Below are 18319 nucleotides of genomic sequence, written 5' to 3'. Positions count from 1 at the left end.
TATTTCAGGATGTAACCGGTTACTTTAACGCTCAATTGACCCCGTCACTGAATGGGGCATGGCCATGGAACGGCGCCCTACGACTCATGGGAATACATTCGAACTTAGGTGGAATCACGATGCAAATCAAACGTGCAATTGACAAAATCCCTGGTGGTATGATGCTGGTGCCGTTATTTATCGGCGCGTTATGTCATACTTTTGCCCCGGACGCGGGTAAATATTTCGGTTCATTTACCAACGGCCTGATCTCCGGTACCGTGCCTATCCTGGCGGTGTGGTTTTTCTGTATGGGAGCGTCAATTAAACTCAGCGCCACCGGCACCGTTTTGCGTAAATCCGGTACGTTGGTGGTAACAAAAATCGCCGTTGCCTGGGTTGTTGCAGCGATTGCATCACGGGTATTGCCGGTGAACGGCGTGGAAGTCGGCTTTTTTGCCGGCCTGTCGACCCTGGCGCTGGTCGCCTCCATGGATATGACCAACGGCGGCCTGTACGCCTCCATTATGCAACAATATGGCACCAAAGAAGAATCAGGGGCGTTTGTCCTGATGTCGCTGGAATCCGGCCCGTTGATGACCATGATTATTTTGGGCACCGCCGGTATTGCGTCTTTTGAGCCGCATGTGTTCGTAGGCGCGGTGCTGCCGTTCCTGATTGGGTTTGCCCTGGGCAACCTGGATCCGGAGCTGCGCGAATTCTTCAGCAAAGCGGTGCAGACGCTGATCCCGTTCTTTGCCTTTGCCCTCGGCAATACCATTAACCTGGGCGTGATTGCCCAAACCGGGCTGCTGGGCGTACTGTTAGGGGTAGCGGTGATCATCGTTACCGGTATTCCGCTGATCCTGGCCGATAAATTTATCGGCGGCGGCGACGGTACCGCGGGTATTGCGGCCTCCAGCTCAGCCGGGGCAGCGGTGGCCACGCCGGTGCTGATCGCCGAAATGGTGCCGGCCTTCAAGCCGATGGCGCCGGCGGCGACCGCCCTGGTGGCCACTTCGGTGATTGTCACCTCCATCCTGGTGCCGATTATCACCGCGCTCTATTCCAAGCGGGTGAGAAAAGGGCATGTAAGCCAACTGGATGAAGAACAGGCCGCGTTAGAATCAAATGCCGTCGAAAGATAAAAGATAACCTGTTGCATTGTTAACAATACCCCCGCATGCCGGGGGTTTTTTTTGTCAATGCGCGTGGTCTTCCTGCAAAATATCATCATGCGAACGAGTGTTTTCTGAAAAATTTATCATCGTTTACCAACTATTGAAATTATCGATAAAAATGTTGCTAACATTGAAATAGGTGATAACAGTAGGGATGAAATTACGCGGAAATATATGCAATTTTACTCAAAGATAACGTTAGCCACAGTAACGTTAATCCGGTTTTAGCGTCGCCGGAGGATGTTAACGTTTATGCACTCCTAACAATAGTTATGTTGTATATCATATATCCGCGAAAGGATAATGGGTGTTCATGTGCGGGTCGTGTCGAATCAAAATAGTGATAACCCAATCACTATATGCTGTTGTCCCGGCAGGATCGGTTTTTTTTAAGTCAGAGGACATAAAGATGTTTATCCATTCAGGCGCCATGGGCAGGGGCGCGTTTTCCGGCAGAAACAGTACCGGGGAAGCCGGTAGCCAGTACCCCGCTCCCCGGCTGAACGCCGGGGGCACCCGCGATGAAAACGGCTATGACGCCGGACGCCGGGTGGCTGGTGAATTAGCGTATTGCCGCCAGGAAACGCTGAGGCCAGCGCCAGTGCACAGCCGGCCCCCGGGCGGTATGTCAAATAGCGGTAACCGGCATATAGGACAAAACGCGGTCAGTTCCAGCGCCATGACGTCAATAAAAACAGGCGGTCGGCATAAAGTAGAGTGTCTCCAGATGTCACCCGCAGATGCGTTGCGCCGCAGGGCGGCTGGTGGAAATGCCGCAGCCGCCAAGATCCCCAAAATTATACATTATATATGGTTAGGCAATCCAAAAAATATATCGATGACTGCCTTGGGTAACATTGTATTTAGCGCCAGGCTAAACGCGGACTACAAAATTAAATTATGGGTTGATAGCCCTCATAAAATGAAAGCGTTTTTAATTGAATCAGGATATTCTGCTGCGTTTTTTTCCAGAGTGGAGATAGTAAATCCGAGGGTGCCTTCCAACATTGAGGCAGCCATTGCAAGAGAATGTACGGATACCCGTTATAAAAATTATGCCGCGGCATCGGATATTTTAAGATTATCCGTGCTGGAAGATTATGGTGGAATATATATGGACGTGGATGTTGCGCTCAGAGATAAATTGGGAGATCTTTCATCCGGCAAGGCTGCGAGTCTTGAAAATGGCGGTGCTCTGTTTCATATCGAGGCTCGTGAGCCTAACAACAAAGCAGATTTGCCTATAGTCACCTCAAACGGCGTTATAGCATCCATCAAGAATTCCAGGGATATCCACCTGTTATTGGATAAAGTCCTCGCACATTATCAGGTAAGAACAGAAAAAATCGGGAAGAATACAGTTAATATAATCGACGCGATTATTGATTGCCTCAGTTTTCGGCCGTTTTTAAAACCTTTCTTGATCCGTTTAGCGGGTTTTATCAAGCCAGGTTTTGCCGAGCATGTCAAAATTAAGGCATCCGAAGAATTTATGTGGTGCAAAAAAAGATCTGAAGCCAATGCCAGATTGAATGGCACCATGGATACTACCGGCCCGGGGGTTATTGAACAATTTTTGGAAACAAAAGATAAGTATATATTTGAAAATTATTGTCATGCAAGCAACAAGGAGAGTGAACTTTTACAATCATTGCTCTTGAATAATGTGGATAATTTTGGCCAGATAAAAATAAGATACGGGAAGAGGAGGCGAGCAGGTGAGGGTAATATGAAAAACCTCGGTCGAATAACAGAAATATTCGGCGAATGGAAACGGGGACTTAACGACAAGGCTAAATGGAAAATATTTTCAAACAATAAAAAGTCAGCAGAAGTATAAGTCCTTCATGCTGTTTTATGGGTAATCACGAACATGGCGATAGCCTGCAATATCAGTTGCCCGGCAACCGGAGCCGGTAATCGCAGGTGGACTCATAAGGAGAGGCGCAAGCCTCCCCTTATGCATCAGATTATGAAACGGGACGGGCAATCACCGACCGTGTTTCCTGGCGCACTTCCGCCACCGTCACCTCGATGTGGTCCCCCTGGCGATAACGCTCCTCGCCCTTGACCTGCACCGTGCCGGTTTCCTGGCTGCACACCAGTTCGTCGCGCACGCTATGGATAAAGGGCGCCGGGATAAACGCCACCGCGCCGTTTTCAACCAGGCGCACGCGCATGCCGCCGCGCGAGACGTCAATGATTTCGGCGGCATAGCGGGTGTCGCCGCCGGCTTCATCCTTCAGGAAGCGGGCGTAGAGCCAGTCTCCCACATCGCGTTCCGCCATGCGGTTTAACCGCCGGCGCTCGGACATCTGCATGGTAATCTCTTCCGATGGGCGCGTGGCGGTCCCCTGGCTTATCAGCGCCTTCAGCAGGCGATGGTTGATCATATCGCCGTATTTACGAATCGGCGAGGTCCAGGTGGCATAGGCGTCCAGACCCAGGCCAAAATGCGGGCCGGGTTCGGTGCTGATTTCCGCGAAGGTCTGGAAACGACGCACGCGGCTGTCGAGATAGGAGGTCGGCAGGGCGTCCAGCCGACGGCGCAGGTTGCAAAAGCCGGGCAGCGTCAGCAGGGTGGCGGCGTCGGCCTCGACATCATTGGCGGCAAGGATAGCCACCGCCTGGTCCACCAACGTCTCGTCAAAGCCGTTATGGATGTTGTAGACGCCGTAACCCAGGCCGTCGCGCAATACCCGCGCGGCGCAGACGTTGGCGGCAATCATCGCTTCCTCGACCATGCGGTTGGCGATGCGCCGGGGTTCGATCTGGATGGACAGCACGTCGCCTTTATCATCCAGGACAAAACGGTAATCGGGCCGATCCTTGAACACCAGGGCATTGACCTGGCGCCAGGCGGCGCGGGACAGGCAGACGCGTTGCAATAAACGGATCTGTTCGGCGATGGCCGGGCTGCCGGGTTGCCATACGCTTTTGCCTTCCGTTTCCAGCCAGTCGGACACCTCGTCATAGGCCAGTTTGGCCTTAGATTCAATCCAGGCGGCAAAGAAGCGCGGCTGGTCGCCGAGCGAGCCGTCGGCGTTGACGGCGACGCGGCAGGCAAGCGCGGGACGGCGCTCATTGGCGCGCAGGGAACACAGGTTGTCGGACAAATCGCGCGGCAGCATCGGGATATTAAAGCCCGGCAGGTAATTGGTAAACGCGCGTTCGCGGGCAATCATATCCAGCGGGCTGTCGGCGGCGACATAGGCGGTCGGATCGGCAATGGCGATAGTTATCACCAGCGCATCTCCCTCGCCCGCCTCGACGTACAGCGCGTCATCCATATCTTCGGTGCTGGCGCTGTCGATGGTAACGAAATCCAGGGCGGTTAAATCCTCGCGCGGCAGGTTGTCATCGGCCAGCACCAGCCCCGCCGGCATCTGCGGCGCCTCGCGCTCCAGGTTATGCCGGGCGAGGGTGACCCACCAGGGGGCGAAGTGGTCGTCGCCGACGGTCACCAGGTGGGTAATCTCCGCGTAAAACTGCCGATCGCCCTTCAGCGGGTGGCGGCGCATTTCCGCCACCGCCCAATCCCCGGTCTGGAACTCATGTTCCACGCCGCGCACCGGGCGGCAGGGGATGACTTCGCGGATCAGCGGATGGTTCGGCACGATGGACAGGCGGTCGTCCTTGAGCTGGACGCGGCCGACAAAGCGCGACAGAAACGGCTCGACCAGTTCTTCCGGCTCGACGATTTCCCGATCTTTTTCAGAGCGCACGGTGGCGGTGATCCGATCGCCGTGCATGACTTTTTTCATGAACGGCGGCGGGATGAAATAGCTTTTTTGAGCATCGACTTCAAGGAAGCCAAACCCTTTCTCAGTACCTTTGACCACGCCTTCGACACGCGGCGTCTGAGAGTGAAGTTGCTGTTTAAGCTGCGCAAGCAGCGGGTTATCTTGAAACATAATGTCCAGAAATAAGAGTGTAAAAAGGCTTCAATAACGGCAGACAGTTTTACGCGAATCGGCAGGCGGCGGCAAGTATAACGACCCGATCGCGGGAGAAAAAAGCCGCCCGCGCGGGCGGCGGGCGGGCGGAGTGGCGCAAAAGGGACTAAATAATGCGCGCGTCGGCGGTAACCGGGCTGCGAACCAGGCGCACCGGCACCGACTTGGAGGTGGGGGTATGGGTGCCGTCGCCAAAGCTTGACAGCGGCACCAGCGGATTGGTTTCGGGATAGTAGGCCGCCAGATTGCCGCGCGGAATATCATAGCTTATCGCCTTGAACCCGCTGACCTTACGGCTGACGCCGTCGTGCCACAGCGTTTCGATATCCACCCGGTCGCCGTCGGCCAGTCCCAGCGCCGCCAGATCCTCCGCGTTGACAAATACCACGTCCCGCTGGCCGTAAACGCCGCGATAACGGTCGTCCATGCCGTAGATGGTGGTGTTGTACTGGTCGTGCGACCGCAGGGTCTGCAGCGTAAAGGGCACCGCCTGGCCGTCGATTTGCGGGAACAGGGTGGCGGGCAGTACGGCGGCGCTGAAGCGGGCCTTGCCGTCCGGGGTGTTGAAGCGCAGCTCGGCGGCGGCGTTGCCCAGGTAAAAGCCGCCCGGTTGCTCGCAACGGCGGTTAAAGTCGGTAAAACCGGGCAGGGTGGCCGCGATATGATCGCGGATCAGATTATAATCGCCCGCCAGCCGCGGCCAGTCGAGCTTATCCCGGCCCAGCACCGCGTCGGCAATGCCGGCGACGATGGCGGTTTCCGAACGCTGCAGGGCGGAGATCGGCGGGTTAACGCCTTCAGAGGCATGCACCATGCTAAAAGAATCCTCCACCGTGACATACTGGCTGCCGGTGGCCTGCATATCGCGCTCGGTGCGGCCCAGGGTCGGCAGGATCAGCGCGTCGGCGCCGGTAATCAGATGGCTGCGGTTCAGTTTGGTGGCGATATGCACCGTCAGGGCGCAGCGGCGGATAGCCTGCTCGGTGCGCGCGGTATCGGGCGCCGCCGCCGCCAGGTTGCCGCCCAGCGCAATCAGCACCCGGATTTCACCGCGCAGCATGGCTTCCAGCGCTTCCACGGTGCTGTGGCCCGGCGCGCGCGGCGGGGTGAAGCCGAAATGCGCCGCCAGGCTGTCGAGCATCGCCCCCGAGGGTTTCTCGTCGATGCCCATGGTGCGGTTGCCCTGCACATTGCTATGGCCGCGCACCGGGCACAGGCCGGCGCCCGGCTTGCCCAACTGGCCGAACAGCAACTGCAGGTTAACGATTTCGCGCACCGTGGCCACCGAGTGCTTATGCTGGGTCACGCCCATGGCCCAGGTGCAGATGACCCGTTGCGCATGGCGGTAAATCTCGGCCGCTTCACGCAGCTGCCGCTCGTCCAGGCCGGACTGCCGGATGATATGTTGCCATGAGGTGGCGTCCACCGCCGCCAGATAGTCATCCACGCCCTGGGTATGCGCCTGGATAAAGGCGTCGTCGAACAGGCCGGGCAGGTTTTCAGCCAGCTGTCGACGATGGGTTTCCAGCAGCGCCTTGACCATGCCGCGCACCGCCGCCATATCGCCGCCCAGGTTGGGCTGGAAATAACGCGAGCTGATGCGCCCCGACTTCGGCGTCAGCAGTTCCAGCGGATTTTGCGGATCGGCAAAGCGTTCCAGCCCGCGTTCGCGCAGGGTATTAAAGGTCACGATGCTGGCGCCGCGATCGGCGGCGTGGCGCAGGCTGTGCAGCATGCGCGGATGGTTGGTGCCCGGATTCTGGCCGAAGACGAAAATGGCGTCCGCATGCTCGAAATCATCGAGGTGAATGGTGCCTTTGCCGACGCCGATGCTTTGTTTCAGGCCGCTGCCGCTGGCTTCGTGGCACATATTGGAACAATCGGGGAAATTGTTGGTGCCGAACATCCGGCCGAACAGCTGGTATAGATACGAGGCTTCATTGCTGGCGCGCCCCGAGGTGTAAAGCTCGAGCTGGCCGGGATGATCCAATCCGCGCAGGTGCTGCGCTATCAGGGCGAAGGCGTCCTGCCAGCTGACCGGCACATAACGGTCGGTCTGGGCATTGTAGCGCAGCGGCCGGGTTAGCCGGCCCTGGTACTCCAGGAAATAGTCGCTTTGCCCGTAGAGCTTGCTGACGCTGCGTTGGGCAAAAAACGCTTCGTCCACCCCTTTGCGGGTGGCTTCCCAACTGACCGCCTTGGCGCCGTTTTCACAAAAGCTGAAGGTGCTGGTATTGTCGTCGCCCCAGGCGCAGCCCGGACAGTCGAACCCTTTGGACTTATTCACCCGCAGCAGGTTGCGGATGTTTTTGAACGCTTGTTTACTGTCGATGACATAGCGGGTGGTGGCTTCAAGAGACCCCCAGCCGCCCGCGGCGCCGGTATAAGGTTTTATCGCAGGTTTAAATTTCATTATAAAAATTCGCAGGTGGATGGTGCCGGGTGAATGTTAAATAATCTTTAACGCCTTGCTCTTATAAGGTTAAGTCTAATCAGTTCGTTATGTTGCGTCTAATCGAATGCGCTTATCGCAGGATAGAGCGGAGCTATGGCGCACGGCGGGGCGGTTATTTGTGACCCGGCTCAAAGATCCGGTTATCGGGCTGCGTTGCGGGCTGAGGGTTTTGCAGGTTGGCTCATAATTAACCTCCTGAAGATAAAACGAGAACAGCGCTTATGAAAGAGTTAGCCAGCAAGATCCACGGCTTTGGCAAAGCGTTAATGATGCCGATTTCGGTTATCGCCGCCGCCGGTATTTTCCTCGGGCTGGCGGCGGCCATGCAGAATCCGGCGGTTACCGGCGAAGCCTTTGCCAATCTGCATTACCCGCAGTTGGTGATCGGGTTTATCCGCCAGGTGGCCGGCGCCGTGTTCGCCAACCTGCCGCTGTTTTTTGCCGTCGCCAGCGCCATCGGCCTGGCCAAGGCTGAAAAGCCCACCGCGGCCTTTGCCGCCGTGATTGGTTTTATCGCCATGCACGTGGGTATCAGCGCCAGCCTGGCGGCACAGGGCCTGACCGCCGCCGCCACTACCGTGCAGGCGTTGACCGCTCACGGCATGTCCAGGAACGACGCGCTGGTTTATTCCGCCGAGTTTATCCCGATGCTGGGTATTTTTACCTATAACATGAGCGTATTGGGCGGGGTGATCGCCGGTCTTGTTACCGTGGCGCTGCATAATCGTTTTTATACCCAGGTGCTGCCGACGGCGATAAGCTTTTTTAGCGGCCGGCGTTTCGTGCCCATCGTCACGGTCGTGGTGTTGCCGCTGGTGGGCCTGGGCCTGTCGTTTGTCTGGCCCACCATCGGCGCGGGCATCGCCTGGGTCGGCCAGCTGATTGGCAAGAGCGGCCAGTACGGCATGTTTATCTATGGTTTTGCCGAACGCCTGCTGATCCCCACCGGCCTGCATCATATCCTGAATGAAACCGTGCGTTTCACTCCCATCGGCGGCATGGTGACGGTGGATAGCCAGACCATCGTCGGCGCGCTGAATATCTTTAATACCGCGCTGACCCATCCCGGGCTGCTCGACGACCAGGCGGTGCGCGACGCCACCCGTTTCCTGGCGCAGGGCAAGATCCCGGTGATGATGTTCGGCCTGCCGGGCGCGGCGCTGGCCATGTATCACTGCGCCCGTCCCGAGCATAAAAAGCGGGTCAAGGCGCTGATGATGGCCGGGATGCTGGCGTCGTTCACCACCGGCATTACCGAGCCGCTGGAGTTTTGCTTTATTTTTGTGTCGCCGGTGCTGTACCTGTTTCACGCCGCGCTCAGCGGCCTGTCGTTTATGCTGATGGATGTGATGCGGGTGATGATCGGCAACGTACAGGGCGGAGCCATCGATTTGGTGGTATTCGGCATGCTGGGCGGGGCAAAAACCCATTGGTGGTATCCGGTGATGCTGGGCGTCCTCTACTTTCCGCTTTATTATTATGGCTTTCGCCTGGTGATTACCCGAATGCGGGTGGAAACCCCGGGGCGCGAGGCGGAGGAAGTGGAAGAACCGGCGCGCAAGGCGGTCAGCGCCGGCGAACGCGCGGAAAATATCATTACCGGCCTGGGCGGACAGCCCAATATCGCCGACGTCGACTGCTGTTTTACCCGCCTGCGGGTGCGGGTCAGGGATATGCGGCTGGTTATCGATCGGACCCTGATGCTGACCGGGGCCAGCGGGGTTAAACGCGTCAGCGATAATGATATCCAGGTGATTTACGGTCCCCAGGTGGAAAAAATAGCCCAGGACGTCAAGACCACGCTTGGGGTCGGCACCTGAGGCGTACCCGTATCGTCGCTTCATCTATGGAGCGGGGCGTTTTCCCGGGCGGCCTTTCCCGAGCAATATGGCCTTCCCGCCGGCGGTTACAGCGCCGGACCCGGCGGGGCGTGATAATGTTATACTCGTGCCATTGCCCCTCCCAGCCAGAATCTATGGATATTAAACAGCTTATCTATTTGTGTAACCTGGAGCGCGAGCGCCATTTCGGCCGCGCCGCCGAGGCCAGCTTTGTCAGCCAGCCCACGTTGTCCGCGCGCCTGAAGAACCTGGAGCGGGAGCTGGGCGTGGCCCTGATCCACCGCGGCAACAGTTTCCAGGGCTTTACCGCCGAAGGGGAACGGGTGCTAACCTGGGCGCGGGAAATCGTGTCGGTGTACCAGGGGCTGAAGCTGGACGTGGCGTCGCTTAAGCAGGGACTGGAGGGTACGCTGCGCATCGGCATCGTGCCGCAGTGCGGCATTCCCCTGGCGCAGCTGTTGTATGACGCGCGCCAGCAGTATCCCGCGCTGGAGTATCAGGTGACGGTGCTGAGCGCCGACCCGCTGCTGGAGGCGCTGACCAATCATAGCGTGGATATCGGGATTGGCTTTTTTGAACTGGGGCTGCTGGCGGAGCTGCATTACCAGGCGGCCGCCATCGCCGATCGGGGCGTTGAGCTGGTGTTTCATCCGCGGCATTTTCCACGGTTGACCGAAGGCGCGGTTTTGTCGCTTGAGGAGGTGGCGGCGCTGCCGTTGTGCCTGGCCGAGCCGAGCCGATATTTCCGCCGTTACCTGGATGAGCATTTCCGCGCCCTGGGGTTGCGGCCGCATATCCGGCTGGAAAGCGCGTCGATTTTCCAGCTGTTGCAGGGCGTCTTTACCGGGTTGGGATGCGGGATGATGCCGCGCGGGCATTTGCTGCCGGGGATGACGCCGGATTTGCGTTCGGCCTTGATTAACCTGCCGCCGATGAAGCGCCAGAGCGCGATTGTGATAACGGAAGCGGGCCGGGCGACGCCGCTGGCCAGGACGTTGTTTGCGTTTGCGCGGGAGTGGCTGGCGCAACGGGCTTAAACCTTTGACGCGCCTTGCATAGACAGTGTCGGCGAGCCAATCGCGCCAAAGAGAAAGGCCCGGGGATATCGGGCCCGGGAGCTTATTCGGCTTCGAGCTCGCCCATGGCGGCGATGCTGAAACCGCCGTCCACGTGGATCACCTCACCGGTGATGCCGGAGGAGAGATCGGAGCACAGGAACGCGGCGGTGTTGCCCACGTCCTCGATGGTGACCACCCGGCGGATCGGCGTGACCGATTCACAGTGCGCCAGCATTTTCTTGAAGTTTTTGATGCCTGACGCCGCCAGGGTGCGGATCGGCCCGGCGGAAATGGCGTTGACGCGAATGCCCTGCGGGCCCATGGCGTTGGCCATATAACGGGTGTTGGCTTCCAGCGACGCCTTGGCCAGGCCCATCACGTTATAGTTCGGGATGGCCCGTTCAGCGCCCAGGTAGGTCAGTGTCACCAGCGCGGAATTCGGGTTCAGCATATGGCGGCTGGCCTTGGCCATGGCGACAAAACTGTAGGAACTGATGTCGTGGGCAATGGCGAAGCCTTCGCGGGTCACGGCGTTCACATAGTCGCCGTCCAGCTGATCGCCGGGGGCAAAGGCGATGGCATGCACAAAACCGTCATAGTTCGGCCATACTTTGGCCAGCTCGGCAAACAGCGCTTCGATGCTGGCGTCTTCGGCCACGTCGCAGGGCAGCACGATGCTGGAATCCAGTTCGGCGGCGAAACCTTCCACCCGTGATTTCAGCTTGTCGTTCTGGTAAGTGAACGCCAGTTCGGCGCCTTCACGGCGCATCGCCTGCGCGATGCCGAATGCGATTGAACGGGTGCTGGCCACGCCCGTGACCAGAATGCGCTTACCGGTAAGAAAACCCATAGCATTAATCCTTGTGATCGTTATTACATGCGCGCGTTGCATCGTTTTGACGCCAACGGCGCTGCGTTTCGACGTTGATAAACCGGCGAAGTGTACCATATAACGCCGGGGGAGGTGTATACCCCGCCTATCTCAGGCGATAATCCCGTCGCGCCGCCAGGCGTCGGCGGTGAGGGCCTCGCCGAAGTGGCTGGTTATCAGCCGTTTGGTCAGGTCATGCAGCGGGGCGGCCAACACATCGGCGGTATTGCCGCGTTCCACCACCTCGCCGTTCTGCATCACCATGATCTGGTCGCTGATATGTTTCATCATACCCAGGTGCTGGGTGACGTAGATATAGGCGATGCCGTGTTTGGCCTGCAGTTCCAGCATCAGGTTGATGATTTGCGAGCGCATCGACATATCCAGCGCGGCCAGCGCCTCGTCCGCCACAATGACCTTCGGCTGCAGGATCAGCGCCCGCGCAAGGCCGACGCGCTGTTTTTGCCCCGGCGCCAGCATATGCGGATAATAAAAGGCGTGATCGGGGCGTAGTCCGACCTGGCGCAGGGTCTTGTCGATGGCGCGTTCACGTTCGGACGCCGGCAGATCGGTATTGAGCCGCAGCGGCACATCCAGCAGTTGCCCGATGCGCTGGCGGGGATTGAGGGCGTTGCCGGCGTCCTGGAAAATCATCCGGATGCGCTGGCTGCGATAGCGGTAATCGCCGAAAGTCAGCGGATGGTCGTCGATATACAGCTCGCCGGCGGTGGGCGCCAGCGTGCCGGCCAGCATTTTCGCCAGGGTCGATTTGCCGGACCCGTTCTCGCCGATAATCGCCAGCGTCTGGCCCTCGCGCAGGATAAAGCTGAGGGGTTTGACCGCCTCCACCTGATGGCGGGTAAACAGACCGGTGCGATAGCGAAAGGTTTTGGTCAGGTTGCGCGCTTCCAGTAAGGTTTCCATGCTTATTGCCCCTCCATGTTGAGCGGGAAATGACAGGCGAACCAGTGGGTTTTCACCGGCACCAGGGGCGGCATCTGGATACAGGTTTTCTGCGCGTAGGGGCAACGCGGCCCAAGGCGGCAGCCGATGGGCAAATGCTCCAGGGACGGGATGCCGCCGGGCAGGGTGTTAAGCCGGCTTTTGGGCGGCATCGAGCGGCCGAAATCGGGGATGGCGCGGATCAGCGCCTGGGTATAAGGATGGTGCGGCGTGGCGATCAGCTCCTCGCAGGCGGCGCTCTCCACCGTCTGGCCGCAGTAGAGCACGTTGATCCGGGTGGCCCATTTGCTCATCATCTGGATATCATGGCTTATCAGCAGGATGGTGGTGTTGTTATTCTGGTTCAGCCCCGCCAGCAGGCGGAATATCTGCGCCTGGGTCGTGGGTTCCATGGCGTTGGTCGGCTCGTCGGCAATCAGCAGCCTGGGCTGGTTGGCCAGGGCGATGGCGATCATCACTTTCTGGCACTCGCCCTCGGTCAGCTCGTAGGGGTAGCTACCCATGATATTCTTGTGATCCTTGATGCCGACCCGGTGCAGCAGTTCAATGGTGCGGCGCCGGCGCCAGCCGAACCGTTGCCACCATGTGCCTTTATAGGTCCAGCCCGGTATGGCCTGGCCCAACTGGCGGCCGATGGTTTCCGACGGATCGAGGCACGACTGCGGCTCCTGGAAAATCATCGAGACGTTATGACCCACCAGCCGCCTGCGCTGGCGCGGGGTGAGCTGCAACAGGTCGATATCGTCAAAACGAAACCGGTCCGCCGTCACGCGCCAGTTATCCTTGGTGACGCCGCAGATGGCTTTGGCGATCAGGCTTTTGCCGGAGCCGGACTCGCCTACCAGGCCGCGCACCTCGCCCTCGGTCAGGGTAAAACTGACCCGGTCTACGGCTTTTACCGGCCCCTCGGCGGTCATGAATTCAATGGTTAAGTTGCGGATATCCAGTAACGGCATTATTCCACCCCCGAGATCATGGCGCGGCGCAGGCCGTCGCCCAGCACATTCACGATCAGCACGCAGGCCATGATGGCGCCGCCGGGCAGCATTACCGTCCAGGGCGCGACATAGACCAGCTCAAGCGTATCGCCCATCATCGCGCCCCACTCCGGCGACGGCAGCTGGGCGCCGAGGTCGAGGAATCCCAGCGCGGCGATATCGAGTATCGCCATCGACAGCGAGCGGGTAAATTCCGAGACCAGGACGCTGGCGATGTTCGGCAGCACCGCATAGCGCAGGATATGCATCATCGACGCGCCGTCGATGCGCACCGCCAGCACATACTCCTTATCCAGCTCGTCATGCACCGCGTCATAAACCGTGCGCACGATACGCGGCAACAGGGCCAGCCACACCGCCAGCATGGCATGCTCCAGCTTGGGACCCAGGAACGCCACCACCACGATGGCCAGCAGCAGCGAGGGAATCGACAGCAGGGTATCCAGCACGTGGTTAAGCGCCGCCGAGCGCAGGCCGCGGGTGATGCCCGCCAGGACGCCGAGCGTGACGCCGAACACCGAGGCGGCGATGGTCACCACCAGCGCCGAGCCAAAGGTGGGCGCCGTGCCGGTCAGAAGACGGCTTAGCACGTCGCGCCCCAGGTCATCGGTCCCCAGGAAGAACGACACGTCGCCGTAGCGCGACCAGGACGGCGGCAGCAGCTGGTAGCCGAGGAACTGCTGATCCAGCGCGTAAGGCGCCACTACCGTGCCGAATACGCACAGCAGCAGCAGGGTGAGAAAACCGTAGAATCCGATCATCGACAGGGCGTCATGGTAAAAAATGCGCCAGATATGCCGCAGCGGGCTGGGCATGCGTTTTTCGCGATAAACATTATCTGAGGGCATACCATTCCTTATGGCGCAGCGGGTTCGCCAGCGCGCCAATTACGTCGGCCAGCACGTTGACAGAGATAACCAGCGTCCCCACCACCATCACCCCGGCTGAAATGGCGGCATAGTCCTGCTGGCGAATGGCGTTGACCAGCCAGCGGCCCAGTCCCGGCCAGCTGAATACCACTTCGGTAATCATCGCCAGGGTCAGCATGGTGGAAAACTGCAGGCCCAGCTTGGGGATAATCGGCGGCAGCGCGTTATGCAGCACGTGGCGGCGAATGACGGTGGCCAGCGTCAGCCCGCGCGTCGCCGCCGCCTTGACATAGTTACTGTCGAATACCCCAGCGGCGCTGATGCGCATCAGCCGGATCACCTCGGTAGTGGGCGCCACCGCCAGGGCGGTAATGGGCAGCACCATATGCCGCAGCGCGCTGGCCATCATTTCATGCCGGTAAGGCGAGTCCGACAGCCAGGCGTCAACCAGGGCAAAACCGGTGACCTGCCTGACCTGGTAGAGCAGGTCATAGCGCCCGGATACCGGCAGCCAGCCCAGGTGCAGGGCAAAAAACAGCGTCAGCAGCAGGGCCAGCCAGAATACCGGCATCGACAGCCCCAGCAGGGCGAAGACGCTGATACTGATATCCTGCCATTTATTGCGCGTTACCCCGGCGATAATACCGAGCGGGATGCCGATGGCCAGCGCCAGGATAAACGCCAGGATGCACAGCTCAAGCGTCGCCGGGAATACATCGCGCAGCTGTTCGCCGATGGACTGGCCGTTGATGCTCGACACGCCGAAATTACCGTGCAGCAGGCTGCTGAAATAATACCGATAGGCATCGGTCAGCGCCGCGCCGCCCAGCGGCGCATGAGGGGTGAAATAGCTCAGGCTGAATCCCACCAGCGTCAGGAAGAACAGGGTAATCAGCAGCAGCACTAGCCGGCGCAGGGTAAATATAATCATGGTTTCTGTTCCTGGGGGGCTTCCCGGTACACCCCGGCAAAGGAGGCGTTGCCGAAGGGACTGAGCACCAATCCCTTGATGTCGTAGCGGTAGGCCTGCAGGCGCAGGGAAGACGCCAGCGGCAGGACCGGTAGCTCTTGTTCCAGCATTTTTTGCACATTGCGATAGGTGTCCATCCGTCCCGACAGCTGTTGCGACAACAGCGCCGCGCGCAGCAAGTCATCGAACCGCGGCTGGCACCAATGAGCATAGTTGGTTTGCGAGCGGATGGCGGCGCAGCTGAGCAGCGGCCGGAAAAAACTGTCCGGGTCGTTGCTGTCGGTGGACCAGCCGGCCAGCGTCAGGTCATGGTTCTTGGCCATCAGCCGCGCTTCCTGGAAGCGGCCCTCCACCGGCACGATGGTCAGCGTAATGCCCACCTGCGCCAGGTCGGCCTGGATAAGCTCGGCGGTTTTCAGCGGGCTGGGATTATAGGACTGCGAGGCGGTCGGCACCCATAGGCTTAACTCCAGATGTTCCCTGCCGAGCGAGCGCAGGATTTCTCGCGCCTTGTCCGGGCTGTACTCGGTCACCCTGGCGTCGTTGTCGTAGGCCCAGGACGCGCGCGGCAGGATCGAGGCCGCGGTTTCCGCGGTGCCGTAATAAATGGATTGCATCAGGCGCTGGTTATTAATCGACAACGCAATGGCGTGGCGCACCCGCGCATCGTCCAGCGGCGGTTTGGCGGTGTTGAACGCCAGGTAGGCGATATTCATTCCCGGCCGCAGGGTCAGCCGCAGGCGCGGATCGTCGCGCAGGATGGTCAGCTGGCTGGCGGCCGGATAGGCCAGCACGTCGCATTCGCCGGTTAACAGCTTGGACAGCCGGCCGATGCCGCCGGCGCCCAGATCGATCACCACCTGCTCCATGCGCGGCAGGCCCTTCCAGTAACGGTCGTTGCGCAACAGCCGGATATATTGTCCGGCCCGGTATTCGTTGAGCATAAAAGGGCCGGTGCCCACCGGCTGCCGATCGATCTGCTCCTGGCGGCCGGCCTGGCTCAGCTGTTCGGCATACTCACGGGAAAGCACCGGCGCGTAATGGGTGGCGATATGCCACAGGAACGAGGCATCCGGCGCGTTCAGGCGAAATTCCACCGTGTCGTTATCCAGCTTTACCACGCTTTGCACCGAATCGGCGAACTGCAGGCTATCGAAATAGGGGTAATCGCCGCCGTTGACCTCATGGTAAGGATGGCGCTGGTCGAACATGCGCGCAAAGCTGAACACCACGTCGTCGGCGTTCAGCGCGCGCGTCGGGGCGAACCAGGCGGTATGCTGGAACGGCACGTTTCTACGCAGGTGGAAACGATAGGTGGCGCCGTTATCCAGCACTTCCCAACTTTGCGCCAGCTCGGGGATCAGGCGATAGGTGTAGGGGTCGACCGCCAGCAGCCGGTCGTACAGCTGGGCGGAAAGGGTGTCCACCGTTAATCCGCCGCTGGCCATCTGGGGGTTGAAGGTATTGAGCAAGCCGTTGACGCAGTAGACAAAGCCGCTTTGACGGATATCCCGCGCCGGCCCCGGTACCGGCGCGGCGGCGGCCTGGCCGATCAATACCAACGCGATGCCCCAGGACAGGGCGCGCCCGGACATAAACCATCGGGACAGGATAGGCCGACGCCACGCGCGCCGGTGCCGCGCCGGCAAAAAACACGCCTGCCAAGAAAACCATTTAATTCGCATACACTACTTACATCCCGCGGGGCAATAATTCCAGTTTACCTTACTCTGCCCTGACACCCAATTCATGGCGCGAATATACCTCGCGCAGTGGGTTAAAAAGCAGCAAGGTGGCGAAAAGAACCCCAATAATTGTATGGAAATGAGAATAATTATCAACAAAGCGCTTTACAAGCGATAGTGATAACCATTATCATTGCTTGGCTGACGGACGGCAGGCCTCGTTTGCCGGTCGACAGCACGACATTGCTCACATTGCTTCCAGTATTATTTTTAGCCAGCATGGGTGCTGGCTTTTTTTTGCCTGTTGTTTCCCTTAATATAATAGTCGCCGCCGCCGTATCCGCACCGGCCGTCACCGCCTTACGATTGCCCATCGTTTTCACCGCCGCCTGCCCTGATGCCATGCTTTTTCATCACGCCCCGCAGCTGATGATAGGTCAGCGCCAGCAGCTCCGCCGCCTGGCGCTGATTGTAATGCGCCTGCGCCAGGGCGCGCCCGACCCATCGCCGCTCCTGTTGTTCCAGGGCCTGTTTCAAATCCATTGGCAATGACGCCGGCTCGTCCGCTGACGCCGCCGCCGTCTCATCGGGCGGCAGCGACACCGCGGCAAACGGGTCCAGCAGGATATCGTCCAGCGGCCGTTCGGCGCTGTCATGGCGGTAAATCGACCGCTCCACTACGTTTTTCAGCTCGCGCACATTGCCCGGCCAGCCATACCCCAACAAAGCGCGGCGCGCGCGCGCGGTAAAACCGGGGAACAGCGGCAGGCCGATTTCGCGGCACATCTGGATGGCAAAATGCTCGGCCATTACCATGATATCCTGCTGGCGCTCCCGCAGCGGGGGCAAGGCCACCACGTCAAACGCCAGCCGGTCCAGCAGGTCGGCGCGAAAGCCGCCGGATCGCGCCAGCCGGGGCAGGTCGGCATTGGTGGCGCAGACCAGCCGTACATCCACCTGCAGCGGCCGGCTGCCGCCGACGCGTTCCAGTTCGCCGTATTCAATGACGCGCAGTAATTTTTCCTGCACCATCATGGGCGCGGTAGCCAACTCGTCAAGGAACAGGGTGCCGCCGTCGGCGCGCTCAAAGCGCCCTTGGTGACGTTTTTGCGCGCCGGTAAACGCACCGGCCTCGTGGCCGAATAACTCCGAGTCCAGCAGATTTTCATTTAACGCGGCGCAGTTCAGGGAAATAAACGGGCCCTGCCAACGGGGCGACAGGTAGTGCAGACGCCGGGCGATCAGCTCTTTGCCGGTGCCCCGTTCGCCGATCACCAGCGCCGGTTTGACCAGCCGCGCCAGCCGGGAAACCTGTTCCAACACCTCGAGAAAATTATTGGACTGTCCCAGCAGGTTGTCGTGGTTTTCAGCCATGGTTAATTTCGCCAACAATTAGTGATAATAATCACTATAGCGTACGTGCCGACTGCGTCAATTTTAAAAGTTATTTTAAATCAATAAATTAAATTGAATCATATCTTGGCATGGTAATT

General features: G+C 59.3%; 14 protein-coding genes. 4 read left to right on the top strand and 10 right to left on the bottom strand.

What is annotated here, in order from left to right; translation table 11 throughout:
* The first annotated feature begins 119 nt into the window (after positions 1-119).
* Positions 120-1127 carry a 2-keto-3-deoxygluconate transporter gene (gene kdgT, locus GRH90_RS06440; protein WP_162365125.1) on the top strand — a complete coding sequence of 336 codons (1008 nt, stop codon included), beginning with the start codon at positions 120-122 and terminating at the stop codon, positions 1125-1127.
* A 442-nt stretch (positions 1128-1569) separates the two neighbouring features.
* Positions 1570-3000 carry a glycosyltransferase family 32 protein gene (locus GRH90_RS06435; RefSeq protein ID WP_162365124.1) on the top strand — a complete coding sequence of 477 codons (1431 nt, stop codon included), beginning with the start codon at positions 1570-1572 and terminating at the stop codon, positions 2998-3000.
* Positions 3001-3130: 130 nt separating this feature from the next.
* On the opposite strand, the gene GRH90_RS06430 is transcribed toward GRH90_RS06435, so the two are convergent.
* Positions 3131-5074 (bottom strand): exoribonuclease II, encoded by a 1944-nt coding sequence (locus GRH90_RS06430; RefSeq protein ID WP_162365123.1) that lies wholly within the window; start codon positions 5072-5074, stop codon positions 3131-3133.
* A gap of 148 nt (positions 5075-5222) precedes the next feature.
* Entirely contained in the window at positions 5223-7529 is a 2307-nt protein-coding gene (locus GRH90_RS06425; RefSeq protein ID WP_162365122.1) for an FdhF/YdeP family oxidoreductase, read from the bottom strand.
* Between the two features lie 263 nt (positions 7530-7792).
* Between GRH90_RS06425 and GRH90_RS06420 the strand changes: the two genes are divergently transcribed.
* Both GRH90_RS06420 and GRH90_RS06415 read left to right on the top strand, forming a co-directional pair.
* Positions 7793-9391 (top strand): PTS transporter subunit EIIC, encoded by a 1599-nt coding sequence (locus GRH90_RS06420; protein WP_162365121.1) that lies wholly within the window; start codon positions 7793-7795, stop codon positions 9389-9391.
* A 155-nt stretch (positions 9392-9546) separates the two neighbouring features.
* Complete coding sequence (locus GRH90_RS06415) at positions 9547-10449, top strand: LysR family transcriptional regulator (protein ID WP_162365120.1); 903 nt, start codon at positions 9547-9549, stop codon at positions 10447-10449.
* Between the two features lie 82 nt (positions 10450-10531).
* Here GRH90_RS06415 and fabI read toward each other — a convergent pair whose 3' ends face one another.
* The 8 genes from fabI to pspF form a co-directional block, all read right to left on the bottom strand.
* Complete coding sequence (gene fabI / locus GRH90_RS06410; RefSeq protein WP_162365119.1) at positions 10532-11320, bottom strand: enoyl-ACP reductase FabI; 789 nt, start codon at positions 11318-11320, stop codon at positions 10532-10534.
* A gap of 132 nt (positions 11321-11452) precedes the next feature.
* Positions 11453-12265, bottom strand: a complete 813-nt coding sequence (gene sapF / locus GRH90_RS06405; RefSeq protein ID WP_162365118.1) for a putrescine export ABC transporter ATP-binding protein SapF — start codon at positions 12263-12265, stop codon at positions 11453-11455.
* A gap of 2 nt (positions 12266-12267) precedes the next feature.
* On the bottom strand, positions 12268-13260 hold the full coding sequence (gene sapD / locus GRH90_RS06400) for a putrescine export ABC transporter ATP-binding protein SapD (RefSeq protein WP_162365117.1): 993 nt from the start codon (positions 13258-13260) through the stop codon (positions 12268-12270).
* Positions 13260-14150: a putrescine export ABC transporter permease SapC gene (sapC, locus tag GRH90_RS06395; protein ID WP_162365116.1), complete on the bottom strand. Its 891-nt coding sequence runs from the start codon at positions 14148-14150 to the stop codon at positions 13260-13262. Before sapC ends, sapD begins: the two co-directional genes overlap by 1 nt.
* Positions 14137-15102 carry a putrescine export ABC transporter permease SapB gene (sapB, locus tag GRH90_RS06390; RefSeq protein ID WP_162365115.1) on the bottom strand — a complete coding sequence of 322 codons (966 nt, stop codon included), beginning with the start codon at positions 15100-15102 and terminating at the stop codon, positions 14137-14139. The genes sapC and sapB overlap by 14 nt, the downstream gene beginning before the upstream one ends.
* Positions 15099-16736, bottom strand: a complete 1638-nt coding sequence (gene sapA / locus GRH90_RS06385; protein ID WP_162365114.1) for an ABC transporter substrate-binding protein SapA — start codon at positions 16734-16736, stop codon at positions 15099-15101. The genes sapB and sapA overlap by 4 nt, the downstream gene beginning before the upstream one ends.
* A 242-nt stretch (positions 16737-16978) precedes the next feature.
* On the bottom strand, positions 16979-17200 hold the full coding sequence (locus tag GRH90_RS06380; RefSeq protein WP_162365076.1) for a hypothetical protein: 222 nt from the start codon (positions 17198-17200) through the stop codon (positions 16979-16981).
* Positions 17187-18200, bottom strand: coding sequence for a phage shock protein operon transcriptional activator (pspF, locus tag GRH90_RS06375; protein ID WP_162365113.1), 1014 nt, complete (start codon positions 18198-18200; stop codon positions 17187-17189). The genes GRH90_RS06380 and pspF overlap by 14 nt, the downstream gene beginning before the upstream one ends.
* Positions 18201-18319 lie beyond the last annotated feature (119 nt).

The sequence above is a fragment of the Acerihabitans arboris genome (genome assembly GCF_010131535.1).
GTDB lineage: Bacteria > Pseudomonadota > Gammaproteobacteria > Enterobacterales > Enterobacteriaceae > Acerihabitans > Acerihabitans arboris.
Note: the sequence above shows the minus strand (reverse complement) of the source record. Positions and strands in the feature narration are given on the sequence as shown.